Genomic DNA, 21,626 nt, shown 5'->3' with positions numbered 1-21,626 from the left:
ACCACAACTTATGATGTAGTTAACTCTTAACTTTATATTTTTACTACTGCTCTGAACCATCAAGCCCTCTGGTGCCATCTAGCTTTGCATTAACTAAAGATATTTTACTAACAAAAGCTCTGATAAAATTAACATTTGTTAAATCAGTATCATTAAAATTTGTATTATAAAGTTTAGCAGATTCTAAATTGCTACCAATAAGCGACGATTTACTGAAATCTGCACCACTTAAATTTGTCATAGTTAGATCAGTATTCTGTAATACACAACTATGAATTACAGCATTAGATAAATCAACCCCTTTAAGAACGGAATCTGAGAAAATAGTTTGGTTAAATACCATACCTAACAAATTTAAACCTTGTAAATTGATATTTGATAAGTCTTTCACCTGCTCTAAATCTTTTACAGAATATATAGTATTTACCGACTTAAATTTATAAAAGTCCTGATTATTTAATACAATATTTCTATTGAAATCTGAATTAATAAAATTAGTATCTTTATATCTCACATTATTTAATTGAGAATTTACGATTGGCGAACTATCAAAAATTACTTCTGATAAATCTGAATTTATGATAGCTATCTGATAGAAATAGTTATTAACAAACTTTACCCCATTTAAAACAGTATTTTGTATAAGTGTTTTGGTAAAATTTACCTTATTAAATTGAGTGTTAGAGAAATTAGAGTTTATTAACTCACTACTGGTTAAATCAGAATTAATAATAGTTGATTGTTTGACAGAACTATTATTCAATAATGTACTGGCAAGATTACTATTCTCAATATCAGCATTAGCAATATTAATTTTATTTAACTTAAGCAAAATGCTATGGCAATTCTTTATTGATAGATACTGTATACTAGTATCATTAAAGTGAGCATTATCCATCATACTATTTTGAATTTGTACTTGCTTTAATTGTACATTATTAAAATTGCTATTTTCAAAATTACAACTTTCAATAATTGCGTTGGAAAAATTTGTAGACTGAAAAGAAGAAAAAGAAAATAACGAGTTAGTAAGCTTTATATTTTTTAATTGAGCCTGATTAGTAATAGCATGAGTAAAATCTGAATTGTTAATAATAGCTCCAGTAAAATCTGCTCCCGTTAGATCTACAGACTCACAATAACAATCAGTTATATTGACATAATTAGCTAATATTTGCCGCAAATCTGTACCATAAAAAATAGAATGTGATATAGCTGCTTTTTTAAAACTACTTTCTACTAAATTGCTTTTCTGAAAATTAGATTTACTGATAATAGCATCGTCAAATACAGCTTTAGTAAGCTTGGCATTTTCAAAATTAACATTTTCTAAATTAGCCTTAATAAAATCTGTATCCTCAAAATTTGATTGAACAAAATTACTATTTTCCAAATGGGCATTTTCAAATATCGATGCTTGAAAATCTGACTCATAAGCTGATATGTTTTTTAATATAGCACTAGAGAGATCACTTTCCTGAATTATAGACTTTGCTAAGAATGCATTCTCAAAATTTGCTCCTGAAAAATCTACCCGTGATATTTCACAGAGACTTAAATCAACGCCAGAAAGATCCTCATTTATCAGTTTAACACCTACTATCTTCAAGCCTCTCAAGTTTGAACCAAATTTATTCTTAATATTTACTGGTAGCTTATTTTTATTCTGCTCTGCTATATAATTCCTAATAATAAGACTCTGACTATTAGATAACAAACCATTTGCATCTCTTGAAGAATCCAAACAACCGGTAAGGAATAAAAGCAAAGTTATAATAATTAATCTTATTTTGAGATACTTAAATGATTTAAAGAATTTGAGTATTTCATAAAACATTCTTGCTGCCTTTTATATAAGAATATATAGAAGAAAATACTAGGATTTTTACTAAGCCGGTCGGTATAAATATTATAAACCCGCTATAAATAGCCTGTTTAACTCCTATAATTGTTGCTAACCAACTAACTCCCAAAAAGTAAATTATAATGTGTCCTATAAGACAAGCACAAAACATACTCAAATGACGTGAGTATGTTCCGGTAAACTCTTTAGAAAACTTACTTTTAAGTATACTCATTATAGGAGCTGCGATTAAATATCCTGTCAGGTAACCACCTGTTGCCCCAAGAAAATAATGTAAGCCACCTGACATTTTGAGAAACATTGGCAACCCTACTATGCCAGCTGTAATATAAACTAAAACCGTAGCAAAACTAAGTCTTGGGCTATAAGTAAAAGCAATAATACTAATCACCACCGTTTGCATGGATATCAGTACTGGCTTGAGAGGAATAACAATTTGTGCTCCAGCAAACAGAGCGGCTACCCCCATCATTACCTTAGCAATTACAACATAGTTATTTACTATCAAACTTGGTAAAATTTTCTTATTCGTAATGGTCATGAAAATCCTCATCATTAAATTTATTAGTAGGAATATGTAAATTGAGTAATTTCAATTTACGATGTAAAGCTGAACGTTCCATACCTACAAAGGCAGAAGTTTTAGAAATATTATTATTAAATCGATGCATTTGAGTAGATAAATATTGTCTTTCAAAAATCTCCCTTGCTTCTCTTAACGGCATGATCATTATATCAACATTATCTTCCTGCTTTGTAGGCCCAGAACCATTAACTAGAATTTCTGGCGGTATCATAGTTGGCTTGATCATTTGATTACTATTTGAAGATAATGGATTCATAATTAAAGTCCACTCTATTACATTACGTAATTGCCTTATATTACCTGGCCAACTATAAACTTGAAAAGCTGCAATGGTCTCATCAGAAAATTCACGGGCTTTTAAACCAGAAAACTTAGAAAGTTGTCTAACAAAATACTTTACTAATGCAGACATATCATCTTTTCTATCATATAAAGACGGAACTTTTAGAGAAATAACATTTAATCGATGATATAAATCCTCCAGCAGTTCACCTTTACTTATCTCTTCTTGTATAATATTAGAAGTTGCAGCAATAATCCTTATATCTAGTCTTATTGGTTTACTTCCTGGCTTATGAAACATTTGTTCTTGCAAAAATTTAAGTAATTTTACTTGTACTGAAACTGGTAAACCACTAATCTCATCTATGTACAAAGTGGCGTTATTTGCTACTTCTAATATCGAAGGACGTTTAACACCATGGTTATTTATTCCTTCAAATAACTCTTGATGAATACGCTCAGGATCCATACATACTGGACTAAAAATTACAAAAGGTGCATTAGCCCTTTTTGATTTTTTATGAATTAACCGAGCAGCTAGTTCTTTACCACTACCAATTTTGCCTTGAATAAGTATTCTACTAGTAGATAAAGCAGCTTTTTCAATGTCAGATTTAAGTTTGGTGGTAATGTGGGAGTTGCCTATAAGCTCAGTTTTATCAATAACCTTTGATTTTAGATCAAGATTTTCACGTTTTAATTTAGTTGCCTCACAGGCTCTTTTTAACAAAATCACTAACTTATCATGACTAAACGGTTTTTCTAGATAGTCATAGGCACCCATTTTGATAGCATTTACTGCCGTTTCAATAGTACCATGTCCACTAATAATTATCACAGGCATTAGAGGGTAACGTTTTTTTACTATTTCCAAAATCCCAAGTCCATCAAGTTCACTACCCTGCAGCCAAATATCTAAAATAATCGCTGCTGGAGTTCTCTCTTGGAGTATTTTAAAAGCTTGAACACTATTAGCAGCAGCCTTGGTAGTAAAACCCTCTTCCTTTAAAATATCTGAGACTAAATCTCTAATATCTGCTTCATCATCAACGACAAGAACATCTATGGACATCAAATTTTCCTAAAACTAATTATTGAAATTATAGGTTAATAGCTAATATAAAAGAAATCAACTAATTTTTATAACATTTTTGCCACATAATCAACTATATAGCTAAGCTGAGTTATATCATACTCCTAACTAATACAATGTTACAATTACTATGTTGTTGAAGGAATCGGAAAGTTAAGTATACTCAAATGAATTGAAAAGTTGGTAGACAAAGAACAAAATCAAGAAGTGCTAGGAGTATTCAAGTCGAGGAGCGGAAAGTACATTTAGTACGTGAGTACCGCAGAACTTGAATAACGACAACGCAATTCTTGATTTTCATCGAGTATATATTATAAACTTTCTATTTCAGATCAATACAAACTGTACCTAAAGGAATGCTAATGATGTTTTATCATAATAATAGACTTCCTGTAAAAATCGCTTATTGGCTTAATATCTATAAACCTAAAGGCATCAGCTCAGCAAAGCTTGTTTCTATAGTTAAGAGAAACCTTGCAGGAGCTAAAGTTGGTCATTGTGGAACCTTAGATGTTGAAGCGGAAGGTGTACTACCTTTAGCAATTGGTGAGGCAACAAAGTTAGTACGAATTCTGGTAGATGCAAAGAAAACCTATATTTTTACCTTACAGTTTGGCAAACAAACTGATACAGCAGATGCCTCGGGTAAAGTGATAGGCGTTACTGATTATATTCCTAACGAAAACGATTGCCATAATATCTGTAAAAAATTCATAGGTACAATTACACAACGTCCTCCTGCCTTTTCTGCTATAAAAGTTAACGGTATTAGATCCTATAAATTAGCACGAGAAAATTTGACTGTCGAATTAACCCCTAGGAATATTGAAATATATAATCTAGAATGTGTCAATTTTAACCATCAAAATAACCAAGCTACCTATAAGGTAGAATGCTCTAAAGGTACGTATGTAAGAACCCTAGCAGAAGATATTGCTTTATCCTTGCAAAGTTTAGCATTTGTGTTAGAATTACAGCGTACTAAGGTTGGAATATTTACAGCAAGCAATGCTATTAAATTATCAGAACTTGATGTACAAAACCAAGGAACAAAGAAATTCCTTGAAGAAAAAAGCATAAAGATTGAAGCAGTACTGGACGACATCCTGGTACTTGATGCTACTACTGACCAAGCTAAAAAAATTATTTATGGTCAGAAATGCTATTTTGATTGCCTTGAAAAGATTGAATTAGTTTGGATTCGATACCAAAACTCCCTTTTAGCAATTGGTAGCTTGAGTGAAAATTGCTTTAATTCTTTACGAGTATTTAACCTATAAAATAAACATGGAGATTACTGATGTCGGTTACAGCACAGCGTAAGCAACAATTAATTACAGAATATGCTACTAAAGAAAATGATACTGGTTCTAGTGAAGTGCAATGTGCAATTCTAACTGAAAGAATTAGCAACTTAACAGAGCATTTTAAAACTAATCACAAAGATTTTTCCTCAAGGAGAGGATTATTAATGTTAGTTGGTCGTAGGCGTCGATTATTAGATTACATCAAGAAACAAAGTTTAAGCAGATATTTGTCGTTGATTAATAAACTAGGAATAAGAAAATAAAATAAAACCCGGATAAAAAATCAAAAAATTAGCCGGGTTTTTTTGTTAATTAAATAGGAAAAAGAATGTTTGAAGAAATAACTAAAACGATAGAATTCGGTGGAAAAACACTTGAATTAACAACTGGTAAAATTGCTCGCCAAGCTGATGGAGCAGTTATGATAAAAATGGGAGAAACTGTCTTGTTGTGTACTGCTGTAAGTGCCAAAGAAGCAAAAGAAGGGATAGGATTCTTTCCACTTACTGTCCATTATAAAGAAATGGCATTTGCTGCTGGTAAAATACCGGGCGGTTTTTTTAAAAGAGAAGGTAAAGGGTCAGAGAAAGAAGTATTAGTCTCACGCTTGATCGACCGACCAATTAGACCATTATTCCACCCAGCTTTTCTTAACGAAACCCAAGTAATTTGTACTGTTCTTTCATACGATCCTGAGTGTAATAGTGATATATTAGCAATTATCGGTGCATCCGCTGCATTAGCTTTATCTGCAGCACCATACCAACATATAGTAGCAGCCAGCAGAGTCGGTTTGATAGATGGTAAATTCATCCTAAACCCTTCTTTTAACCAGTTGAAAACCAGTAAATTGGACTTAGTAGTGGCGGGAACCGACACATCAGTTATGATGGTTGAGTCTGAAGCTGATCTATTATCCGAAGAGCAAATGTTAGAAGCTATTGAATTTGGTCACAAGGCATTGCAGCCTGTAATTGGATTGATTAATGACTTAGCAAAAATTGCTGGGAAAGCTAAGATACAGCCTACCGAGTTATTCCCTACCAGCTTAAAAGAACAAATTAGTAGCATAGTGCAAGAAGATATTAAAAATGCTTTCGCTATTAAATTAAAACAAGAAAGACTATTAGCGGTAAAGCAAATACATGATACAATTAAGCGGCACTTTGCAGAAGATATTGCTAATAATAATCTCACTAATGCTCAGATTGAATTCGCTCTCAAAGAAGTAGAATCAGATGTACTACGTCATGACATATTAAAGAAAAATATTCGTATAGATGGTAGAAAACCAACAGATATAAGAAACATAGCTTGTGAAGTTGCAATACTGCCAAAAACACATGGTTCAAGCTTATTTACTAGAGGAGAAACACAAAGTTTAGTAGTCACCACCCTAGGAACTGGTCAAGATGAACAAATTGTTGATAGTTTAGACGGAGAATATAAAGAGCGTTTTATGCTCAACTATATCTTCCCCCCTTACTCAGTAGGAGAGGCAACCCCGGTAAGAGCTCCTGGTCGCAGAGAGATAGGGCATGGCAAACTAGCATGGAGAGCCATTAACCGCATGTTGCCAACTAAAGAACAGTTTCCTTATTCCATTAGGGTGGTATCAGAAATTACCTCCTGTAATGGCTCATCATCCATGGCCACTGTTTGTGGTAGTTCAATGGCTCTTATGGATGCTGGAGTACCGATCAAAACTTCTATAGCAGGTATTGCTATGGGTTTGATAAAAGAAGATGATAAATTTATAGTTTTATCTGATATTATTGGGGATGAAGATCATCTTGGAGATATGGACTTTAAAGTAGCTGGTAGCACAGAAGGTATAACCGCCCTACAAATGGATATTAAAATATCTGGCGTAACATTTGAAATAATGAAACATGCTTTAGTTCAAGCAAAGCTTGGTCGTGTTCATATTTTACAAGAAATGGATAAGGCTATTAATAAAACCAATAACAATATCAGCCAACACGCCCCTTGTATTCATAGCTTTAAAATTGATAAAGACAAAATTAGAGATGTTATAGGACCTGGCGGTAAAGTAATACGTGAAATTTGTGATACAACATCAGCTAAAATTGACATAAGTGATGATGGTAATGTAACTGTTTCGGCAGTAGGTAAAGAGAAGCTAGATATGGCAATTGCCAAGATTAAGTTAATTGCCATTGAGCCTGAAATTGGTGGCATATTCAATGGAACAGTTGTAAAAATATTAGACTCTGGAGCATTTATAAATTATTTAGGTAATCGTGATGGATTCATCCATATTAGTGAGATATCAAAAGAACGTATTGAATCTGTATCTAGTGTTTTAAAACATGGGGATATAGTAAAAGTTAAACTTATTGGTTTTGACAATAAAGGCAAAGCTAAATTAACCATAAAAAACATTGACGCTACCACTATTCCAAACGTTACAAATAATCATAAATCTGAACCTTATAAAGATAACACTGATAATAATGGTAATAAACGTGAATCTGCTAAAAAATGGCAAAATAATAAACCATCTAGTGAAGATGAAACAGTAACTAAAGAACGTAAGTACTTTAATTAATTCATCTTATGCATAACCCATGGCAATTTTAAATTGCCATGCAGAAAAGTACAAGATGTCATTGCGAAGAAACCTAACACTACAGCTGTAGATTTCAAAAACTAGAAACCATATTGTAAAGAAAACCCTCAAATTTTCTATAATTTATTCAGTCTACAACTGTAGTGCTAGGTTATAAGAACAAACAACCGTCATCGCGACTTGTCTTCGAGATAAATATGAGCAAGAATTATGCTTTAAAGTAGGGTTGCTATGCGGTGTGTAGGACAAAAGTTTACATTTTAGTTACTGGCTATACATTATCATTTTACAGATTTTATCATTTGGGGCATAGTTAAATCAAATAAATTCAACAAATTTTGTTGAAACTCGCTTAATTTTGATAATCTTGCTACTTTACAACCTTTGATAGTATAATACAAAAAACATATTTTATCCAACTCTCTTAATGCTTCCTCAATGGTCACATTATATTTACCATCCTTAGTTACTCCACAACCATATTTCAACTTATTTTTCATATAGTGTCATATTTTTAATGCCAACATACAGACAAATACATGTCCCTTTGTTCTATTGCTTTTCCTTAAAAAAATCGGCCTTACTTCCAGCAATCCCGTCTTCATACTGCTAAAATTCGATTCTACTTCATGTAGATTATGGTAGGCTTTATCAACCAATTCTTTACTCATCAGTTTAGACACTGTTAACAAAGCTTATTTAATTGGTGAATAAAGTCTTTTTTGCTGCAAATTATAAGATTTTTTTGAAATAGGTATACTATTCCGGCAAAAATCTTATTAATTTTTGTTAAAAAATCCATTAATTCATCAATCAAATAAGCTTTGTTAACAGTGTCTAATCTCAATCTGTGTTTCAATCGCATAACAACCATCGAGAGCAAACAATTCTTTTTTCTTATCTTGATCAATTTCAACCACTATTTGGTTGCCATCTAATTTTAGGTTGATAAATTTATCTATCCGCCATTCTTCAGCAATCTTTTGGATATTATTTAAACCAGTTTTTGGCTTTGCTTTCTTATGGGTTGATACATATATATTACGTTCTTCCACCTTTGCCACCAGTTTTTTAACTCGGTTATTCCTGTCAAACTCAAGTTTTCGGGCTATAGAACCATTTTTTCTTAAAATGTATCTTTTACCATTACTGGTTACAGAGAATTTACTCAATCTACAACTGTAGTACTAATTGAAACTGCAAAATGGAATAACATCAATCCTTGGAAATATTTACAAAAAGTGCTTGATACCATACAATTTTCCTTCACATTCTACACAAGCAAAATTCTATGGCTAATTTTCTGGCAATAATATTTCTCTTTTACCAGTATGGTTAGGAGGAGATATTACCCCATTTTGTTCCATTTTTTCAACAAGAGTAGCAGCTCGATTATAACCAATTCGTAAACATCTTTGTATATAGCTAATTGATACTTTTCGTTCTAACTGTACTATTTGCACAGCTCTTTTATATAAAGCCTCATCATTTGTTGAGTCATCTCCTAGACCTTCGGCATTTAATTCATCATCATCTAATTGCTGAGTCACTGCTGAAATATATTCAGGCACTCCTGTTGATCTTAAATATTGAGTTATTTTTTCCACCTCTTTATCATCAACAAATGGACCATGAACTCTAGTAATTTTTGACGAATTACCCATATAAAGCATATCTCCCATACCAAGTAACTGCTCAGAACCTTGTTCACCAAGAATAGTTCTACTGTCAATCTTAGAAGTCACTTTAAAACTGATACGGCTCGGAAAATTAGCTTTAATCACCCCAGTAATAACATCAACGGAAGGTCTCTGAGTTGCCATGATAATATGAATACCTGCCGCTCTTGCCATTTGAGCCAGACGTTGTATCGATAATTCGATATCCTTGCCAGCTACCAGCATTAAGTCAGCCATTTCATCAACAATTACTACAATGAATGGTAATTTCTCCATATTCATTTCAATTGTTTCATAAATAGGTTTACCGGTTTCCGGATCAAATCCTGTTTGGACAGAACGTTCCAATATTTTACCGTTTGACGCAGCTTCCATAATTTTAGCATTATAACCTGCTATATTTCTAACCCCAATATTTGACATTGCTCTATAACGATTTTCCATCTCTTTTACTGCCCATTTCAGAGCTACCACGGCTTTACTTGGTTCGGTAACCACTGGGGTTAGAAGATGTGGTATGCCATCATAGGTTGACAGTTCAAGCATTTTGGGATCGATCATTATTAACCGGCATTCTTCTGGGGTATAGCGGTAAAGTATGGAAATTATCATAGCGTTAATTGCTACTGATTTACCGGAACCAGTCGTACCTGCAACTAACAAATGGGGCATTTTTGCTAAATCTGCAACACAAGGCTTGCCAGCTAGATCCTTACCTAAAATCAATGGTAGCATAATACTACTATCTTGATATTCCGGTGTTTCAATTAGTTCTCTTAGACAAAAGAAAGCTCGTTGCTTATTGGGTAATTCAATACCTAAAACGTTTCTACCTGCTATTACAGCTATTCTAGTTGATATTGCAGATAATGATCTGGCAATATCGTCTGATAGACCTATAATCCTAGAAGATTTAGTACCGGCAGCTGGCTCAAATTCATATAAGGTGACAACTGGACCTTGGCTAATATTAATGACCTGACCTTTAACACCAAAATCATTCAGAACAGTTAACAGTGTTTGGGCATTATTTTGTAGTTCGGATGAAGTTTCTACTTTTATATTTTGACTGTCAGCTTGTTTTAATAATTCGATAGGAGGCAGGTCTAGTAATTGGTCATTTTCTTTTTTCAATGAAGATTGTTTCCTTAAAAAATGAGATTGCGTGTCATTATTTTTTCCTGGGAATCCATCTAGTCTATCAGCATATGAAGCTTCTTCTTGATTAATAAAAGGAGTTTTTTTTGTCAGAACTGGTTTAGTTGAGTTGCTATTTGTTGATATTTTAGGTAAGGGGATAAATTTTCTATAAGGTATTAGTTGAAATAATTTGATTATAGCATTCCAAAAAGCTGAAAATTTTATTTCTGCTAATAAAAATAATAAAATAAATGTAATAATAATTAAAGCGTAATCGGCTCTAGCATCTAATTGTTTGACTAATGGATAAATAATAGTACCAACTGTTCCGCCGGCACCTGATGGTAAATAATCAATTTTTATATTAGTGCAGACTACCGATAATGATATAATTGAAAGCAGCAGCACCATTATCCTGATGCTAACCCATTTTTTCTCTAAACGCCACACGCTCAAAGACCAAAAAAAACAACAAATTGGTAAAATAAACGATGCTATACCAAAAAACTGGTAAAAAATATCCGCCAAATAACAACCAAAATAACCTAATAAATTGCTTGGATATTTGCCTGTTACAGAATTAAAAGAAGGATCGTTTGGATTATAAGTTACTAGTAATAAAATAGTAATGCAGCCCACCAACATTAACAAAGCAGACTGCACTCTATTATTAGTAAGAATCCTGTTTATGTAATATAGCACAAAATTTGCCTAAAAAATGAACCACTTTGGTCGTTGCCTAAGATCCTCAAAGAACCTAGTATGTATAAATGGAATCCATATATCTGCATAGTAGACTCAGACAGGGATGCTTCCTAACAATAAAAATTATAGTCCCGGGGCAATATACATTAAGCTCACGAACCAAGCAGCTCATATCTTCTCACTCTTTCTTCAAGAGATTTATTTTAAATCGATATACCGAGTATTTTATAATATCACTTTCCAATCTTTCTTGCAAGGTCTTCTAAATATCCTGCTATAGTACTTAACGTTTCTGCAAATTTCTCTTCTTCGCAAGGTATTTTATCACCATCGATTTTAGCGATTTTATTAGTCAAACTTTGTACTTGTTCCTGTAAACTTAAGGCAGACATAACTAATAATAGTTCAAATGATGCTGATGGACTAACCTTTTTTATTTGTGTAATATTTTCATTTAACTTGGTTGCAATATTACACAATTCTTCTTCCGATCCGTCGCTACATGCCAATTGAAAAGTTTTGCTACCCAGTATTATTTTTACTATAGACATCTATATTATGTGTTTTTATGTTTCATTTCTTCCAGTTCAGCAATATATACAGCTATTTGCTCAAGTATTTTTGCATAATTATCCTTGAGATGTTTATTTTCGTCTTTCAGTTTATTAATTTCTTCATGTTGCTCCGCAATATCCGACAAAAGACCTTCAACCCCTTGATCCACTTCTTGCATTAATTTAAGTAACAAATCGTTAGTTATTGTCATTCATATGGTAATATTAAGTGGAAAATTATTGGAATTATTATTAACATTAAAATAGAGATTATAATTAGCTGTTTTTTCCATTTATAATCAGATGCCATTGGATCAGGCCTATTTTTGAGGTCAATATCTTTAGGGACTCCTTGTTCATCTTCCTCACTAGAATTTAAAACTATCCCTAAATAATTTGAATATAACTTAAGATAACCCTTTACATAAACTTCCGCTGGCATTGAATCTATGTCTCCTTCTTCAAGAGCTGCTAAATATTGCTTTCTAATTTTCAAATAAGCAGATATCTCTTCAAGAGTTTTACCAGACTCTATTCTCGCTTGTTTTAGGGATGACGACATAACATTCTACTCAAGTTTACGCAAAAAGCTTTCAAACTTCTTATTTGCTAAAATTAAAATATTTAAGTCAATATTTTCCTGCAATCTAATTCCCTTGACAAAATCTAGGAAAATAGATGCAGAGTCTATATTATTATCAATCCATAAATCTAAATCAATACTTACTTTAGATTTGTTAATTATTTTAATTAATAATTGTCTTTGTTTATCATACAAATCATCTTTTAAGGATTGCGTTGATAATCTATTCCAATAAGAATCATTTAGCTGTTTATCACAAGATTTACGAAGCCAATCAATACTAAATTTATTACCAGTAGCAAAATATAAACTAGCAACATCATTATTTGTAGCTTTGGTCTTTTTTGCAATATATATTATGTCAAAAACCGATACTAAGCTATCAAGGGTTGCAACCCTCTGAGCTATCTCATTTGTTACTCCCAATAAAGTATATTGCTTAACTTTATCATCAAATTTATTCTTTGCTTCCCCTAAAAGAAACTTACTCACCACTTTGCTAAGCATCCTAGATGGTTCATAAAATTCATCGATAGTATCGCTGATATTGATAGGATGTTTTATATGCTTTAAAAACCAAGAGATACCTCTACGCATAATTTTAGCAAGTTCAGTGAACATGTCAATTTTAACTTTATATTCTATAGTACTTGGTAGAGATTCCACTATAGTCCATAAATTATCCAAATCAAAAATTTCACAGATAATGGTATATGAACGAACCATATCACAAAGAGCAGCACCAGTGTCACGTTTTATAAGATTAAGTGATGGACCGCCTAACTGATTAATAATTTTATTTGTTACAACGGTTCGAATAATTTCATGCTTAAGTGGATGAGATAAAATCTCATCACGAAATTTTTCTTGCATTAGTGCTGGGAAATAATTAATCAGATAAGACTCAAAATATTTATCTTTTGAGAATGTTGCTGTTATTAAATCATGATAGACTGAGCGTTTACTATAAGAAAGTAATACACAAAGCTCAGGACGGGTTATATTTTCCTTATTAAGTGTCCTTCGAATTAACTCCTCCCGAGTTGGTAGAAACTCAACAGTTCGATCAATTAATTTTTCTTCTTCTAAAGTATCAATAAACTGGCTAAATATCTCGATAGTCGAAATACGAGATAATTGCATGATATTAATTGCTTGATTCTGCTTATAATTATCAACTAACACCAATTCTTCAACTTGTTTGGTCATAGTTGACAATAGCTTATTACGTTCTTCTAAACTGATTTTCTTAGAAGACATAGCTTGATTAAGAGCAATTTTTATATTTACCTCATGATCGGAGCAATCAACACCAGCTGAATTATCAATGAAATCAGTATTTATCTGTCCACCGAGCTTGCTATATTCTATTCTACCTTGTTGCGATACACCAATATTTCCCCCTTCCCCTATTACTTTAGCTCTAATATCCCTACCATTGACTCTCAGATTATCATTTGCCTTATCGCCTATCTCTAGGTGACTTTCTGTCGAAGCCTTTATATAGGTTCCTATACCACCGTTCCACAGCAAATCAACTTCTGCTTGTAAAATAGCCCTAATCAGCTGTTCTGGCGTTAATTGGTCAACATCTATCTTTAGCAATAATTTGGCTTCTGTAGATAACAAGATAGACTTACTACTTCGCTCAAAAACCCCCCCACCTTTTGAAATTAACTGCTGATTATAGTCAGACCAATTTGATGTAGGTAACCCGAACAATCTCATACGTTCATTAAAACTAATAATTGGATCAGGTTGTGGGTCAATAAATATATGTTTATGATTAAATGCGGCAACAAGTTTTATTGCATTAGACCTAAGCATGCCGTTACCAAAAACATCTCCAGACATATCTCCAATGCCAACAACAGTAATAGGATATTTTTGTACATCAATACCCATAGCGTAGAAATGACTTGCTACAGAAATCCACGCTCCTTTTGAAGTAATAGCCATTTTTTTATGGTCATAACCGGCAGAGCCGCCTGAAGCAAAAGCATCACCTAACCAAAAATTATATTCTGCAGATACACTATTTGCATAATCCGAAAAAGTTGACGTGCCTTTATCTGCCGCAACTACTAGATATGGGTCTTCTTGGTCGTAGATAATAGTATTTTGCGGTTGGATAATTTTGCCATTAACTATATTATCAGTGATGTCAAGTAAACCACGGAGAAAATTCTTATAACATTCTATAGCTTTTGCCATATATTCTTGACGAGTCATATTATCATCAGTGAAATTAAGGAAAAAACCACCTTTTGAGCCGTCGAAAGGAACAATGACCGAATTTTTGGTGCTTTGTGCTTTCATTAGCCCTAATACTTCTGTTCTATAATCTTCTCCTCTATCAGACCATCTAATACCACCACGAGATACTTTACCACCTCGTAAATGAATAGCTTCAAAATCATTAGCATAAACAAATATTTCGGCAAATGGTACTGGCAAAGGTAAATTAGGAACTTTTTTTGAATCAAATTTAAAAGAAAAATAATTTTTACAGGCTATATTATGTTTGTTAGCTGCATTTTCTAAGTCATTAGAGATAGGCTGATAACAATTAGTTCTAACAATAGCTTCAATAATACCAAACATATACCTTAGAACTTTATCCTCACTACTACTGGTGATTTTATTAAGATAGCTAAGTATACTATTTTTTATAGTTCTTGTGTACTCATCTGAAGAATTTGCCGGATTAAATTTAGCATCAAACAAATCAACTAACATTTTAGTATATAAAAAATGTTTTATTAAAATCAATTGAACATAGCCCTTACCATAGATAAAGCCCGTTTGATGTAAATATCTAGTTAATGCTTTAACTAATTTAACTTGCCACCAATTAAATCCTGATAACACTATCAATTTGCTTAAAGAATCATTAGCTAGAAGTCCTAGAGATATTTTATCTAAAGCCTCTTCTACATTTGCTTTGAGTAGATCAATATTGCCTTCAATAGTGATCAATGGTTCGAGAGTGAATTCATATATCCAACTTTCTTTTATATCTCCTGCTTCTTTTATAGCAAAGCTTTGTTCATCTATGGCTTTGAATCCCAAATTTTCTATAGATGGTAGTAGGTCTGAAAGAGCTAATTTGGGTGCAGGGCTGTAAATTTTTAGCTGAAATGCCATATTGTTTATGGCAATTAAATTAAATATAGGCTTGTGATAGATACTAGCTTCTTTTAGATACTTAATATCTGTTAAAGTTGTTTGTCCATTAAATTTCTCTCTATAATTAATAGGAAAAATTGGGTCAAAAAGTTTAAAATTTACTCCTCCCTGATATTCACCAAAATTTTTACATAAATTATGATAGAAATCCTCACTCCAACGAGTGGAAATTTTATCTAACTCTTGCTCTATTGTTTCAACTTCAAAATCAAAACTATTTTTATTCTGTACTTCTAACGTGACAAATAAATATGAAAAATTTTCCGCTACTTCTGCCATATAATCTGATAATATTATACCATTAAGTGTCTCCGATAAATAACAATTTATTGCACTATGTACTTCTGGTGTTAAACGATCTCTTGATAAGAATATTATAATATTAATAAAACAACCAGACCAATCTTGTTGAATAAATAATTTGAGTTTTCTACTCATCATACCTGAAAGTACATGTAAGCACATACAATATAGCTCACCTTCATCAATCTGTATCAAGGCTTCTCTAGGTAAGGTTTGGACTATACTTTTAAGCTTTTTGGTATTATATCCATCAGTTGAAAAGGCGGCTTTATCTAAAACGAATTGTAGTTTTTGTTTCAATATAGGAATATCAGTAACTGGTTGGTAATATATTGCAGAACTATATAAACCAAAAATTATGCTACCTGAAAGATATTTTTTATCCTGATCAATTCTCTTAACTAAAATGTAATCTACTAAGTTATTTCTATGTACACTTGATATGGTATTAATCTTACCTAAAATGACTAATTTATTGTTATGTAATGGACTTGCTGAACGTTCGATAATATCAATAATTTCGTTTCTAGTATCTTGCCCTTGCCATATTTTTTTGACACCCTCTTCTGATAAAAAATCTTTGGAAATTAGATCAAAGTTAATCATACCTAGAAAAGTAAAATTATCATTTTTTAGCCAGTTTAAGAAATGTGTAGACTCATTATAATCCAAATGGTTGTCATTATATAATTGATGATTATTTTTGATCTCGTCTGAAATCATCGTCACTCTGTTTAATAGTTTAGACCATACATTATGGGTAGTGTCTACTTGATCTAAAATTTCATTTAAGGAATTTTCTAAAGAGTTAATATCTTTCTGATCAAAATTTCCTAGAATGGTTATATGTACCAAAGATTCGTCATTATCTTTCTTTATATCCAGTATTTCTTGTAAGTGACCATCATTATTTCTTACGCAAGCTATAACAGGATGGAGTAAAAATTTAGCTTTCAAGTTGAGAGATGTTAATAAACAAATAATCGAATCAACGATGAATGATTTATTATCATTTAATAGCAAAATATTAATTGCGGGATTATTTTCAATTATCGTGCTAACGATCTGCAATTTTCGTTTATGCTGTTTTTCTTTAAAGAACTGAAAAGCACTGTGAGCAAACTCACCAAATAATTCTTGTCTATCTTTAAACCTATAATCTACAGGAATATAAACTAGAAATTTTTGTACAAATTTACTAAAAAGCGGGTCTCCACTTTTTACCTTACTCAATGATAAAATTTCTGATTTATAATTAGGTACTTGACAAGTAAGCCTACTTAAAGATAAAGATGCCCTCTCTGTAACACTGTTTATTGTAACCTTTTCTATTGTCATATTTGTTACCAAACTTTATAATTATTTCAAAGATTAAGAATTATATAGCTAACCCGATTTTAGTATACTCCGTCTATTAGCGAGGAGTGTGTAAATACGACGAAGCAATCCAAATCTAATCATTTTCTTGGATTGCTTCGTCGCCACAAAGTGGCTTCTCGCAATGACGCCTAGAGTTTCAAGAACTTATTCAGGTTAAGCTATTATATATTATATTAAATAAATTACTTAAGCAAGAGGCTCTATCATCATGGAAACTATTTTTGCTCAAAGCTCCAAACCAGGAAAAGCAGGCGTTGCAGTCTTCCGTATTTCTGGACCTAAAAGCTTGATTGCATTAAAACACCTGCTTAAAAATGATAATGCCCCGTTTATTCCTAGAGTCATGTACTGTAAAAAACTTATAAATCCTAAAAATCAAGAATTAATTGATGAAGCAGTGGTAGTATACTTCCAAGCTCCAGCTAGCTTTACTGGAGAAGAGGTAGTAGAAATATATACCCATGGCAGTATAGCAATTGCTGCCATGCTAACTGAAATATTGTTAACCATCGATAGTTTAAGAATGGCAGAACCTGGGGAGTTTACTCGTAGGGCGTTTTTAAATGGCAAATTTGATTTAACTGCAGCAGAAGGTATTGCTGATTTAATTGAAGCAGAAACTGTTTGGCAACATAGGCAGGCGGTTAAACAAGTTGGTGGAGGACTCGAAGAGCTTTATAATGGGTGGAGACAAACTTTACTGACCATTATCGGTTTGCTGGAAGCTTATATTGATTTTCCCGATGAAGATATTCCACAAGAAATATTAAATAGGGTTATGACTCTTAGTGGTGAACTTAAATATGCTATAATAAAACACCTTAACGATAATAGACGGGGGGAACTGCTTCGAAGTGGCATTAAATTGACTATTTTAGGAACTCCTAATGTTGGTAAATCTAGCTTACTTAATTTCTTGATGCAAAGAGACGTCGCCATTGTATCAAATATTGAGGGTACAACTCGTGATATAATTGAGGGGCATCTAGATATTGGAGGCTATCCAATTATATTACAAGACACAGCTGGTATAAGGGCAAGTGATGATTTAATAGAATTAGAAGGCATCAAACGAGCAATTGAATCAGCAAAAATGGCTGACATCAAAATAATTATGCTTGATGCTGTAAAGTTAAATAACTCACCCTCATATTTTGAGGAAATGACTAGTATTATCGATTTGATAGATGACAATACTATAATATTGATCAATAAAATTGATCTTTTAAATGAAATGTACCAAATAGATGTATGTATCAATAAATTGCTTCCTTTAAATAAAATTTATTTAAAGATTTCTATAAAAGATAATATTGGAATGGATAGTCTGTTAAAGGAAATCGAAAATATTGCCCATAATATAGCTGGTTTAACCGAAACACCGCATATTACTAGGCAACGTCAACGAGCATTTATCGAAAAAGCATTGGAATATTTAGAAAAATTCACTAATGATAATTTTAATAGTGAAAATGACTTAGTGCTAGCCACAGAAGATGTTAGAATGGCTATTAGAAGTTTGAGTAATGTTACTGGTAAAATTAGCGTTGAAGAAGTGTTAGGGGAAATATTTAGTAATTTTTGTATAGGTAAATAATCGATGATTCAAAAAAAACAACAAGAAGTATTAGAGCTACTAGATAAATGGCAGAAATATCTGAAATTACAAAGAAATTATTCGGAACATACGATAATTTCTTATAAGAATGATTTAGAAAATTTTCTGAATTTTCTAAATCACTATAATTCAGAAGTAATAACCATTAATTCTCTAAAGCAAGTCGATATAAGACTAGTACGAAGCTGGCTTTCCAAAAGGCAACAGGATAATTACCTAACAGCTTCTAATTCTAGAGGTTTGTCTGCTATCAAGAATTTTTATAAATATCTAGAAAAGACCACTAATATTACTTGCCATGCAATTTTTTCCATCAAAAGTCCTAAGAAAGCGAAAATATTACCTAAATCCTTATCGCAGTATGATGCTCAATTATCCATTGAACATATTAATAATTTTACTGATTCAGAATGGGTGGAGTTGAGGAATAAAGCCCTATTGGTGCTTATTTATGCTGCTGGTCTTAGAATATCTGAGGCATTATCGATAACTAAATCTCATCTACAAGACTTAGATTTTATAAAAATAATAGGAAAGGGCAAAAAGGAGCGACTAATACCATGGACACCAATAGCTAGAGATTTTATAGAACAATATTTGGGCAAATTACCTTATAGTATCGGTGAAAAAGATCCAATATTCCGAGGTAAGTTAGGTAAAAAGCTACAAGCTCCAGTATTTAATCGTGAATTGATACGATTACGTCGCTTCTATGGATTACCGGAACATCTATCAGCTCATTCCTTTAGACATAGTTTTGCAACTCATTTGCTTGAAAATGGAGCAGAATTAAGGTCTATTCAGGAATTACTTGGGCATAAAAGCTTATCAACTACCCAGCGTTATACTAAAGTTAGTCTAAAGTATTTGGAGAATATTTATAATAATGCCCACCCAATATCAAAATCTGATAGCAAAATATTATAATCTTCTTGCCATAATTTTTAGTTATACGTTATATTATCCATACTTTAATATTGAGAAACCCGTATGCCTAGAATTACTTTACTGGAAGGATATAAGCCTTCTAATGATGAAGAATATATGAATCCTAAACAGCTAGAATATTTTAGGCAAAAACTTCTTGAGTGGAAACGTTCTTTGCTAGAGGAGTCGCGAGAGACCTTAAACCATCTCAAGGAAGAAAATTGGAATGAGCCAGATTTTAATGATCGTGCATCAATTGAAACGGATACAGCACTCGAATTACGAACAAGAGACAGGTATCGTAAGCTTATTGATAAAATAGAAGAAGCTTTGGTAAGGATAGAAAAAAATGAATATGGCTATTGCGAAGAAACTGGAGAGCCAATTGGCTTAAAACGTTTAGAAGCAAGACCAGTTGCAACTTTGTGTATTGAATCACAAGAGAGACATGAAATCTACGAAAAACAGCATATAGATTTATAGTGATAGTCTTTTTATAATTTCATCTTTGCTAAGTAGAGGTAATATGACCGACATTTCTGGCCCAGATGTCATTCCCGTTATAGCAAGTCTTAAAGGCAGGAATATTTCCTTGCCTTTTTTACCAGTAACGATCATAATCTTTTTAGTCCATATGCTCCAACTATCGATGGTTATCTGCTCGTCTATTAACAAAGTAGCTGCTCGCTGTAAAAATTCTTTATCTAATCCTTCAACTTTAGATGGCGAATAACAAATATTCCACCAATCTTTTATTTCATATAATTTTTGTAAATTACCTCTAACTGCTAGCCAAAATTGCTCATTTACTTGTTCAGCCTTAATCTCTTTTAAGCGATCTTTTATTTCACCAAAGCTAAGGTTGATTAGCAATTTATGATTTAAACGCTCTAATTCTTCCTGTAAATAAGTTGTTGGACTTCTAGAAAAATTATTAATGTCAAATTCTTTTGTTAGCTCATCTAAATTCTTAAACGGTACAATAGCCGATGATGAGCCAAGCAGACTAAAGAAACTATTAATTGCCATCGGTTCTAATCCAATTTCATCCCTTAGAGAAGCAATCTCAAACCCCCCTATTCTTTTAGATATTTTTTCATCCCGACTGATCACTAGACTAAGATGGGCAAAATTTGGTACCTCTACCCCTAGAGTTTCAAACATTTGCACCTGAATTGCAGTATTGGTCACATGATCCTCTCCTCGAATAATATGGGTAATGCCATAATCAATATCATCAATAACCGAACAAAGCATATAAGTCATACTATTATCCTCTCTGACAACTATCGGATCACCAATATTTTTACCTTCATATTTAACTTCACCTTTAATCATATCTTGCCAAATAATTGGAGTATGTGATACCAAGAATCGATAATGTGGTTTTCTGCCTTGGCCAATATAATCATTTATTTGTTGTTCAGTGAGATTCAAAGCTGCACGATCATATATAGGAGGGAGTCCTCTTGATAATTGTAATTTACGCTTCAATTCAAGCTCTTCTTGGGTCTCAAAACAAGGATATAATTTTTTCTTTTGTAATAATAATGTTTTTACCGCCTCATACCTGTCAAGTCTGTTAGATTGACAAAAAGTTTGATCCCAGTTAAGTCCTAAAAATTTAAAATCCTCTTCAATGGCATTTTTATATTGTTGTTTGCTACGTTCAAGATCGGTGTCATCAAACCTTAAAATGAATATGCCATTATGCTTTCTAGCGTATAACCAATTTATCAGAGCTGTCCTACTGTTACCTATATGCAGCATACCAGTTGGTGATGGGGCAAATCTTGTGATAACCTTTTTCATAATTTTTTAAC

18 protein-coding genes are annotated in these 21,626 nt (G+C 32.4%); 7 read left to right on the top strand and 11 right to left on the bottom strand.

Features of this window, described 5'->3' with window-relative positions; all coding sequences use genetic code 11:
• Positions 1-43 precede the first annotated feature (43 nt).
• The 3 genes from AAGD39_RS06640 to AAGD39_RS06630 are packed head-to-tail and all read right to left on the bottom strand — an operon-like array spanning position 44 to position 3,807.
• Positions 44-1,837 (bottom strand): pentapeptide repeat-containing protein, encoded by a 1,794-nt coding sequence (locus AAGD39_RS06640; RefSeq protein ID WP_341756562.1) that lies wholly within the window; start codon positions 1,835-1,837, stop codon positions 44-46.
• The gene (locus tag AAGD39_RS06635) at positions 1,827-2,405 is read right to left on the bottom strand and encodes a biotin transporter BioY (RefSeq protein WP_341756561.1); all 579 of its coding nucleotides are present in this window, start codon (positions 2,403-2,405) and stop codon (positions 1,827-1,829) included. The genes AAGD39_RS06640 and AAGD39_RS06635 overlap by 11 nt, the downstream gene beginning before the upstream one ends.
• Complete coding sequence (locus tag AAGD39_RS06630; RefSeq protein ID WP_341756560.1) at positions 2,389-3,807, bottom strand: sigma-54-dependent transcriptional regulator; 1,419 nt, start codon at positions 3,805-3,807, stop codon at positions 2,389-2,391. The genes AAGD39_RS06635 and AAGD39_RS06630 overlap by 17 nt, the downstream gene beginning before the upstream one ends.
• Before the next feature lie 383 nt (positions 3,808-4,190).
• Here AAGD39_RS06630 and truB point away from each other — a divergent pair, with 383 nt between their 5' ends.
• The 3 genes from truB to pnp all read left to right on the top strand — a co-directional run bounded on the left by truB (position 4,191) and on the right by pnp (position 7,704).
• Positions 4,191-5,105, top strand: a complete 915-nt coding sequence (gene truB, locus AAGD39_RS06625) for a tRNA pseudouridine(55) synthase TruB (protein ID WP_341757259.1) — start codon at positions 4,191-4,193, stop codon at positions 5,103-5,105.
• 20 nt (positions 5,106-5,125) lie between these two features.
• Positions 5,126-5,395 carry a 30S ribosomal protein S15 gene (rpsO, locus tag AAGD39_RS06620; RefSeq protein ID WP_250311643.1) on the top strand — a complete coding sequence of 90 codons (270 nt, stop codon included), beginning with the start codon at positions 5,126-5,128 and terminating at the stop codon, positions 5,393-5,395.
• 65 nt (positions 5,396-5,460) lie between these two features.
• Entirely contained in the window at positions 5,461-7,704 is a 2,244-nt protein-coding gene (pnp, locus tag AAGD39_RS06615; protein ID WP_341756559.1) for a polyribonucleotide nucleotidyltransferase, read from the top strand.
• A 302-nt stretch (positions 7,705-8,006) separates the two neighbouring features.
• Here pnp and AAGD39_RS06610 read toward each other — a convergent pair whose 3' ends face one another.
• Together AAGD39_RS06610 and AAGD39_RS06605 are read right to left on the bottom strand one after the other, a co-directional pair.
• Positions 8,007-8,225, bottom strand: a complete 219-nt coding sequence (locus tag AAGD39_RS06610) for a hypothetical protein (RefSeq protein ID WP_341756558.1) — start codon at positions 8,223-8,225, stop codon at positions 8,007-8,009.
• A 327-nt stretch (positions 8,226-8,552) separates the two neighbouring features.
• On the bottom strand, positions 8,553-8,897 hold the full coding sequence (locus AAGD39_RS06605; RefSeq protein ID WP_341756557.1) for a hypothetical protein: 345 nt from the start codon (positions 8,895-8,897) through the stop codon (positions 8,553-8,555).
• Here AAGD39_RS06605 and AAGD39_RS07065 point away from each other — a divergent pair.
• Positions 8,871-9,038: a transposase domain-containing protein gene (locus tag AAGD39_RS07065; RefSeq protein WP_375359844.1), complete on the top strand. Its 168-nt coding sequence runs from the start codon at positions 8,871-8,873 to the stop codon at positions 9,036-9,038. The genes AAGD39_RS06605 and AAGD39_RS07065 overlap by 27 nt on opposite strands.
• On the opposite strand, the gene AAGD39_RS06600 is transcribed toward AAGD39_RS07065, so the two are convergent.
• The 5 genes from AAGD39_RS06600 to AAGD39_RS06580 form a co-directional block, all read right to left on the bottom strand.
• Complete coding sequence (locus tag AAGD39_RS06600; RefSeq protein WP_341756556.1) at positions 9,021-11,246, bottom strand: DNA translocase FtsK; 2,226 nt, start codon at positions 11,244-11,246, stop codon at positions 9,021-9,023. The two genes, AAGD39_RS07065 and AAGD39_RS06600, sit on opposite strands and share 18 nt — an antisense overlap.
• Positions 11,247-11,482: 236 nt before the next feature.
• Positions 11,483-11,800: a cell division protein ZapA gene (locus tag AAGD39_RS06595; RefSeq protein WP_341756555.1), complete on the bottom strand. Its 318-nt coding sequence runs from the start codon at positions 11,798-11,800 to the stop codon at positions 11,483-11,485.
• Positions 11,801-11,805: 5 nt separating this feature from the next.
• Positions 11,806-12,015, bottom strand: coding sequence for a hypothetical protein (locus tag AAGD39_RS06590; protein ID WP_341756554.1), 210 nt, complete (start codon positions 12,013-12,015; stop codon positions 11,806-11,808).
• Positions 12,012-12,365 (bottom strand): helix-turn-helix domain-containing protein, encoded by a 354-nt coding sequence (locus AAGD39_RS06585; protein WP_341756553.1) that lies wholly within the window; start codon positions 12,363-12,365, stop codon positions 12,012-12,014. Before AAGD39_RS06585 ends, AAGD39_RS06590 begins: the two co-directional genes overlap by 4 nt.
• Positions 12,366-12,371: 6 nt before the next feature.
• The gene (locus tag AAGD39_RS06580; RefSeq protein ID WP_341756552.1) at positions 12,372-17,216 is read right to left on the bottom strand and encodes an NAD-glutamate dehydrogenase; all 4,845 of its coding nucleotides are present in this window, start codon (positions 17,214-17,216) and stop codon (positions 12,372-12,374) included.
• 250 nt (positions 17,217-17,466) lie between these two features.
• Here AAGD39_RS06580 and mnmE point away from each other — a divergent pair, with 250 nt between their 5' ends.
• From mnmE to dksA, 3 genes are all read left to right on the top strand, one after another.
• The gene (mnmE, locus tag AAGD39_RS06575) at positions 17,467-18,855 is read left to right on the top strand and encodes a tRNA uridine-5-carboxymethylaminomethyl(34) synthesis GTPase MnmE (RefSeq protein ID WP_341756551.1); all 1,389 of its coding nucleotides are present in this window, start codon (positions 17,467-17,469) and stop codon (positions 18,853-18,855) included.
• Between the two features lie 3 nt (positions 18,856-18,858).
• Positions 18,859-19,803 (top strand): tyrosine recombinase XerC, encoded by a 945-nt coding sequence (locus AAGD39_RS06570; RefSeq protein ID WP_341756550.1) that lies wholly within the window; start codon positions 18,859-18,861, stop codon positions 19,801-19,803.
• A 63-nt stretch (positions 19,804-19,866) separates the two neighbouring features.
• Positions 19,867-20,286, top strand: coding sequence for an RNA polymerase-binding protein DksA (dksA, locus tag AAGD39_RS06565; RefSeq protein ID WP_341756549.1), 420 nt, complete (start codon positions 19,867-19,869; stop codon positions 20,284-20,286).
• On the opposite strand, the gene gltX is transcribed toward dksA, so the two are convergent.
• Positions 20,281-21,615 carry a glutamate--tRNA ligase gene (gene gltX, locus AAGD39_RS06560; protein WP_341756548.1) on the bottom strand — a complete coding sequence of 445 codons (1,335 nt, stop codon included), beginning with the start codon at positions 21,613-21,615 and terminating at the stop codon, positions 20,281-20,283. The two genes, dksA and gltX, sit on opposite strands and share 6 nt — an antisense overlap.
• Positions 21,616-21,626 lie beyond the last annotated feature (11 nt).

Origin of the sequence: Candidatus Tisiphia endosymbiont of Nemotelus nigrinus (assembly GCF_964026475.1) — a bacterium.
Lineage (GTDB): Bacteria > Pseudomonadota > Alphaproteobacteria > Rickettsiales > Rickettsiaceae > Tisiphia.
The sequence above is the reverse complement of the archived record's forward strand: the minus strand, read 5'-3'. Positions and strand labels throughout refer to the sequence as shown.

What these genes read in the sequence shown, in the direction of transcription:
- rpsO (WP_250311643.1), top strand. Translation starts at nt 5,126, where the DNA reads ATGTCGGTTACAGCACAGCGTAAGCAACAATTAATTACAGAATATGCT.
- AAGD39_RS06635 (WP_341756561.1), bottom strand. Translation starts at nt 2,405, where the DNA reads ATGACCATTACGAATAAGAAAATTTTACCAAGTTTGATAGTAAATAAC.
- truB (WP_341757259.1), top strand. Translation starts at nt 4,191, where the DNA reads ATGTTTTATCATAATAATAGACTTCCTGTAAAAATCGCTTATTGGCTT.
- dksA (WP_341756549.1), top strand. Translation starts at nt 19,867, where the DNA reads ATGCCTAGAATTACTTTACTGGAAGGATATAAGCCTTCTAATGATGAA.
- gltX (WP_341756548.1), bottom strand. Translation starts at nt 21,615, where the DNA reads ATGAAAAAGGTTATCACAAGATTTGCCCCATCACCAACTGGTATGCTG.
- AAGD39_RS06640 (WP_341756562.1), bottom strand. Translation starts at nt 1,837, where the DNA reads ATGTTTTATGAAATACTCAAATTCTTTAAATCATTTAAGTATCTCAAA.
- AAGD39_RS06580 (WP_341756552.1), bottom strand. Translation starts at nt 17,216, where the DNA reads ATGACAATAGAAAAGGTTACAATAAACAGTGTTACAGAGAGGGCATCT.
- AAGD39_RS06610 (WP_341756558.1), bottom strand. Translation starts at nt 8,225, where the DNA reads ATGAAAAATAAGTTGAAATATGGTTGTGGAGTAACTAAGGATGGTAAA.
- AAGD39_RS06570 (WP_341756550.1), top strand. Translation starts at nt 18,859, where the DNA reads ATGATTCAAAAAAAACAACAAGAAGTATTAGAGCTACTAGATAAATGG.
- AAGD39_RS06595 (WP_341756555.1), bottom strand. Translation starts at nt 11,800, where the DNA reads ATGTCTATAGTAAAAATAATACTGGGTAGCAAAACTTTTCAATTGGCA.
- pnp (WP_341756559.1), top strand. Translation starts at nt 5,461, where the DNA reads ATGTTTGAAGAAATAACTAAAACGATAGAATTCGGTGGAAAAACACTT.
- AAGD39_RS06585 (WP_341756553.1), bottom strand. Translation starts at nt 12,365, where the DNA reads ATGTCGTCATCCCTAAAACAAGCGAGAATAGAGTCTGGTAAAACTCTT.
- mnmE (WP_341756551.1), top strand. Translation starts at nt 17,467, where the DNA reads ATGGAAACTATTTTTGCTCAAAGCTCCAAACCAGGAAAAGCAGGCGTT.
- AAGD39_RS06590 (WP_341756554.1), bottom strand. Translation starts at nt 12,015, where the DNA reads ATGACAATAACTAACGATTTGTTACTTAAATTAATGCAAGAAGTGGAT.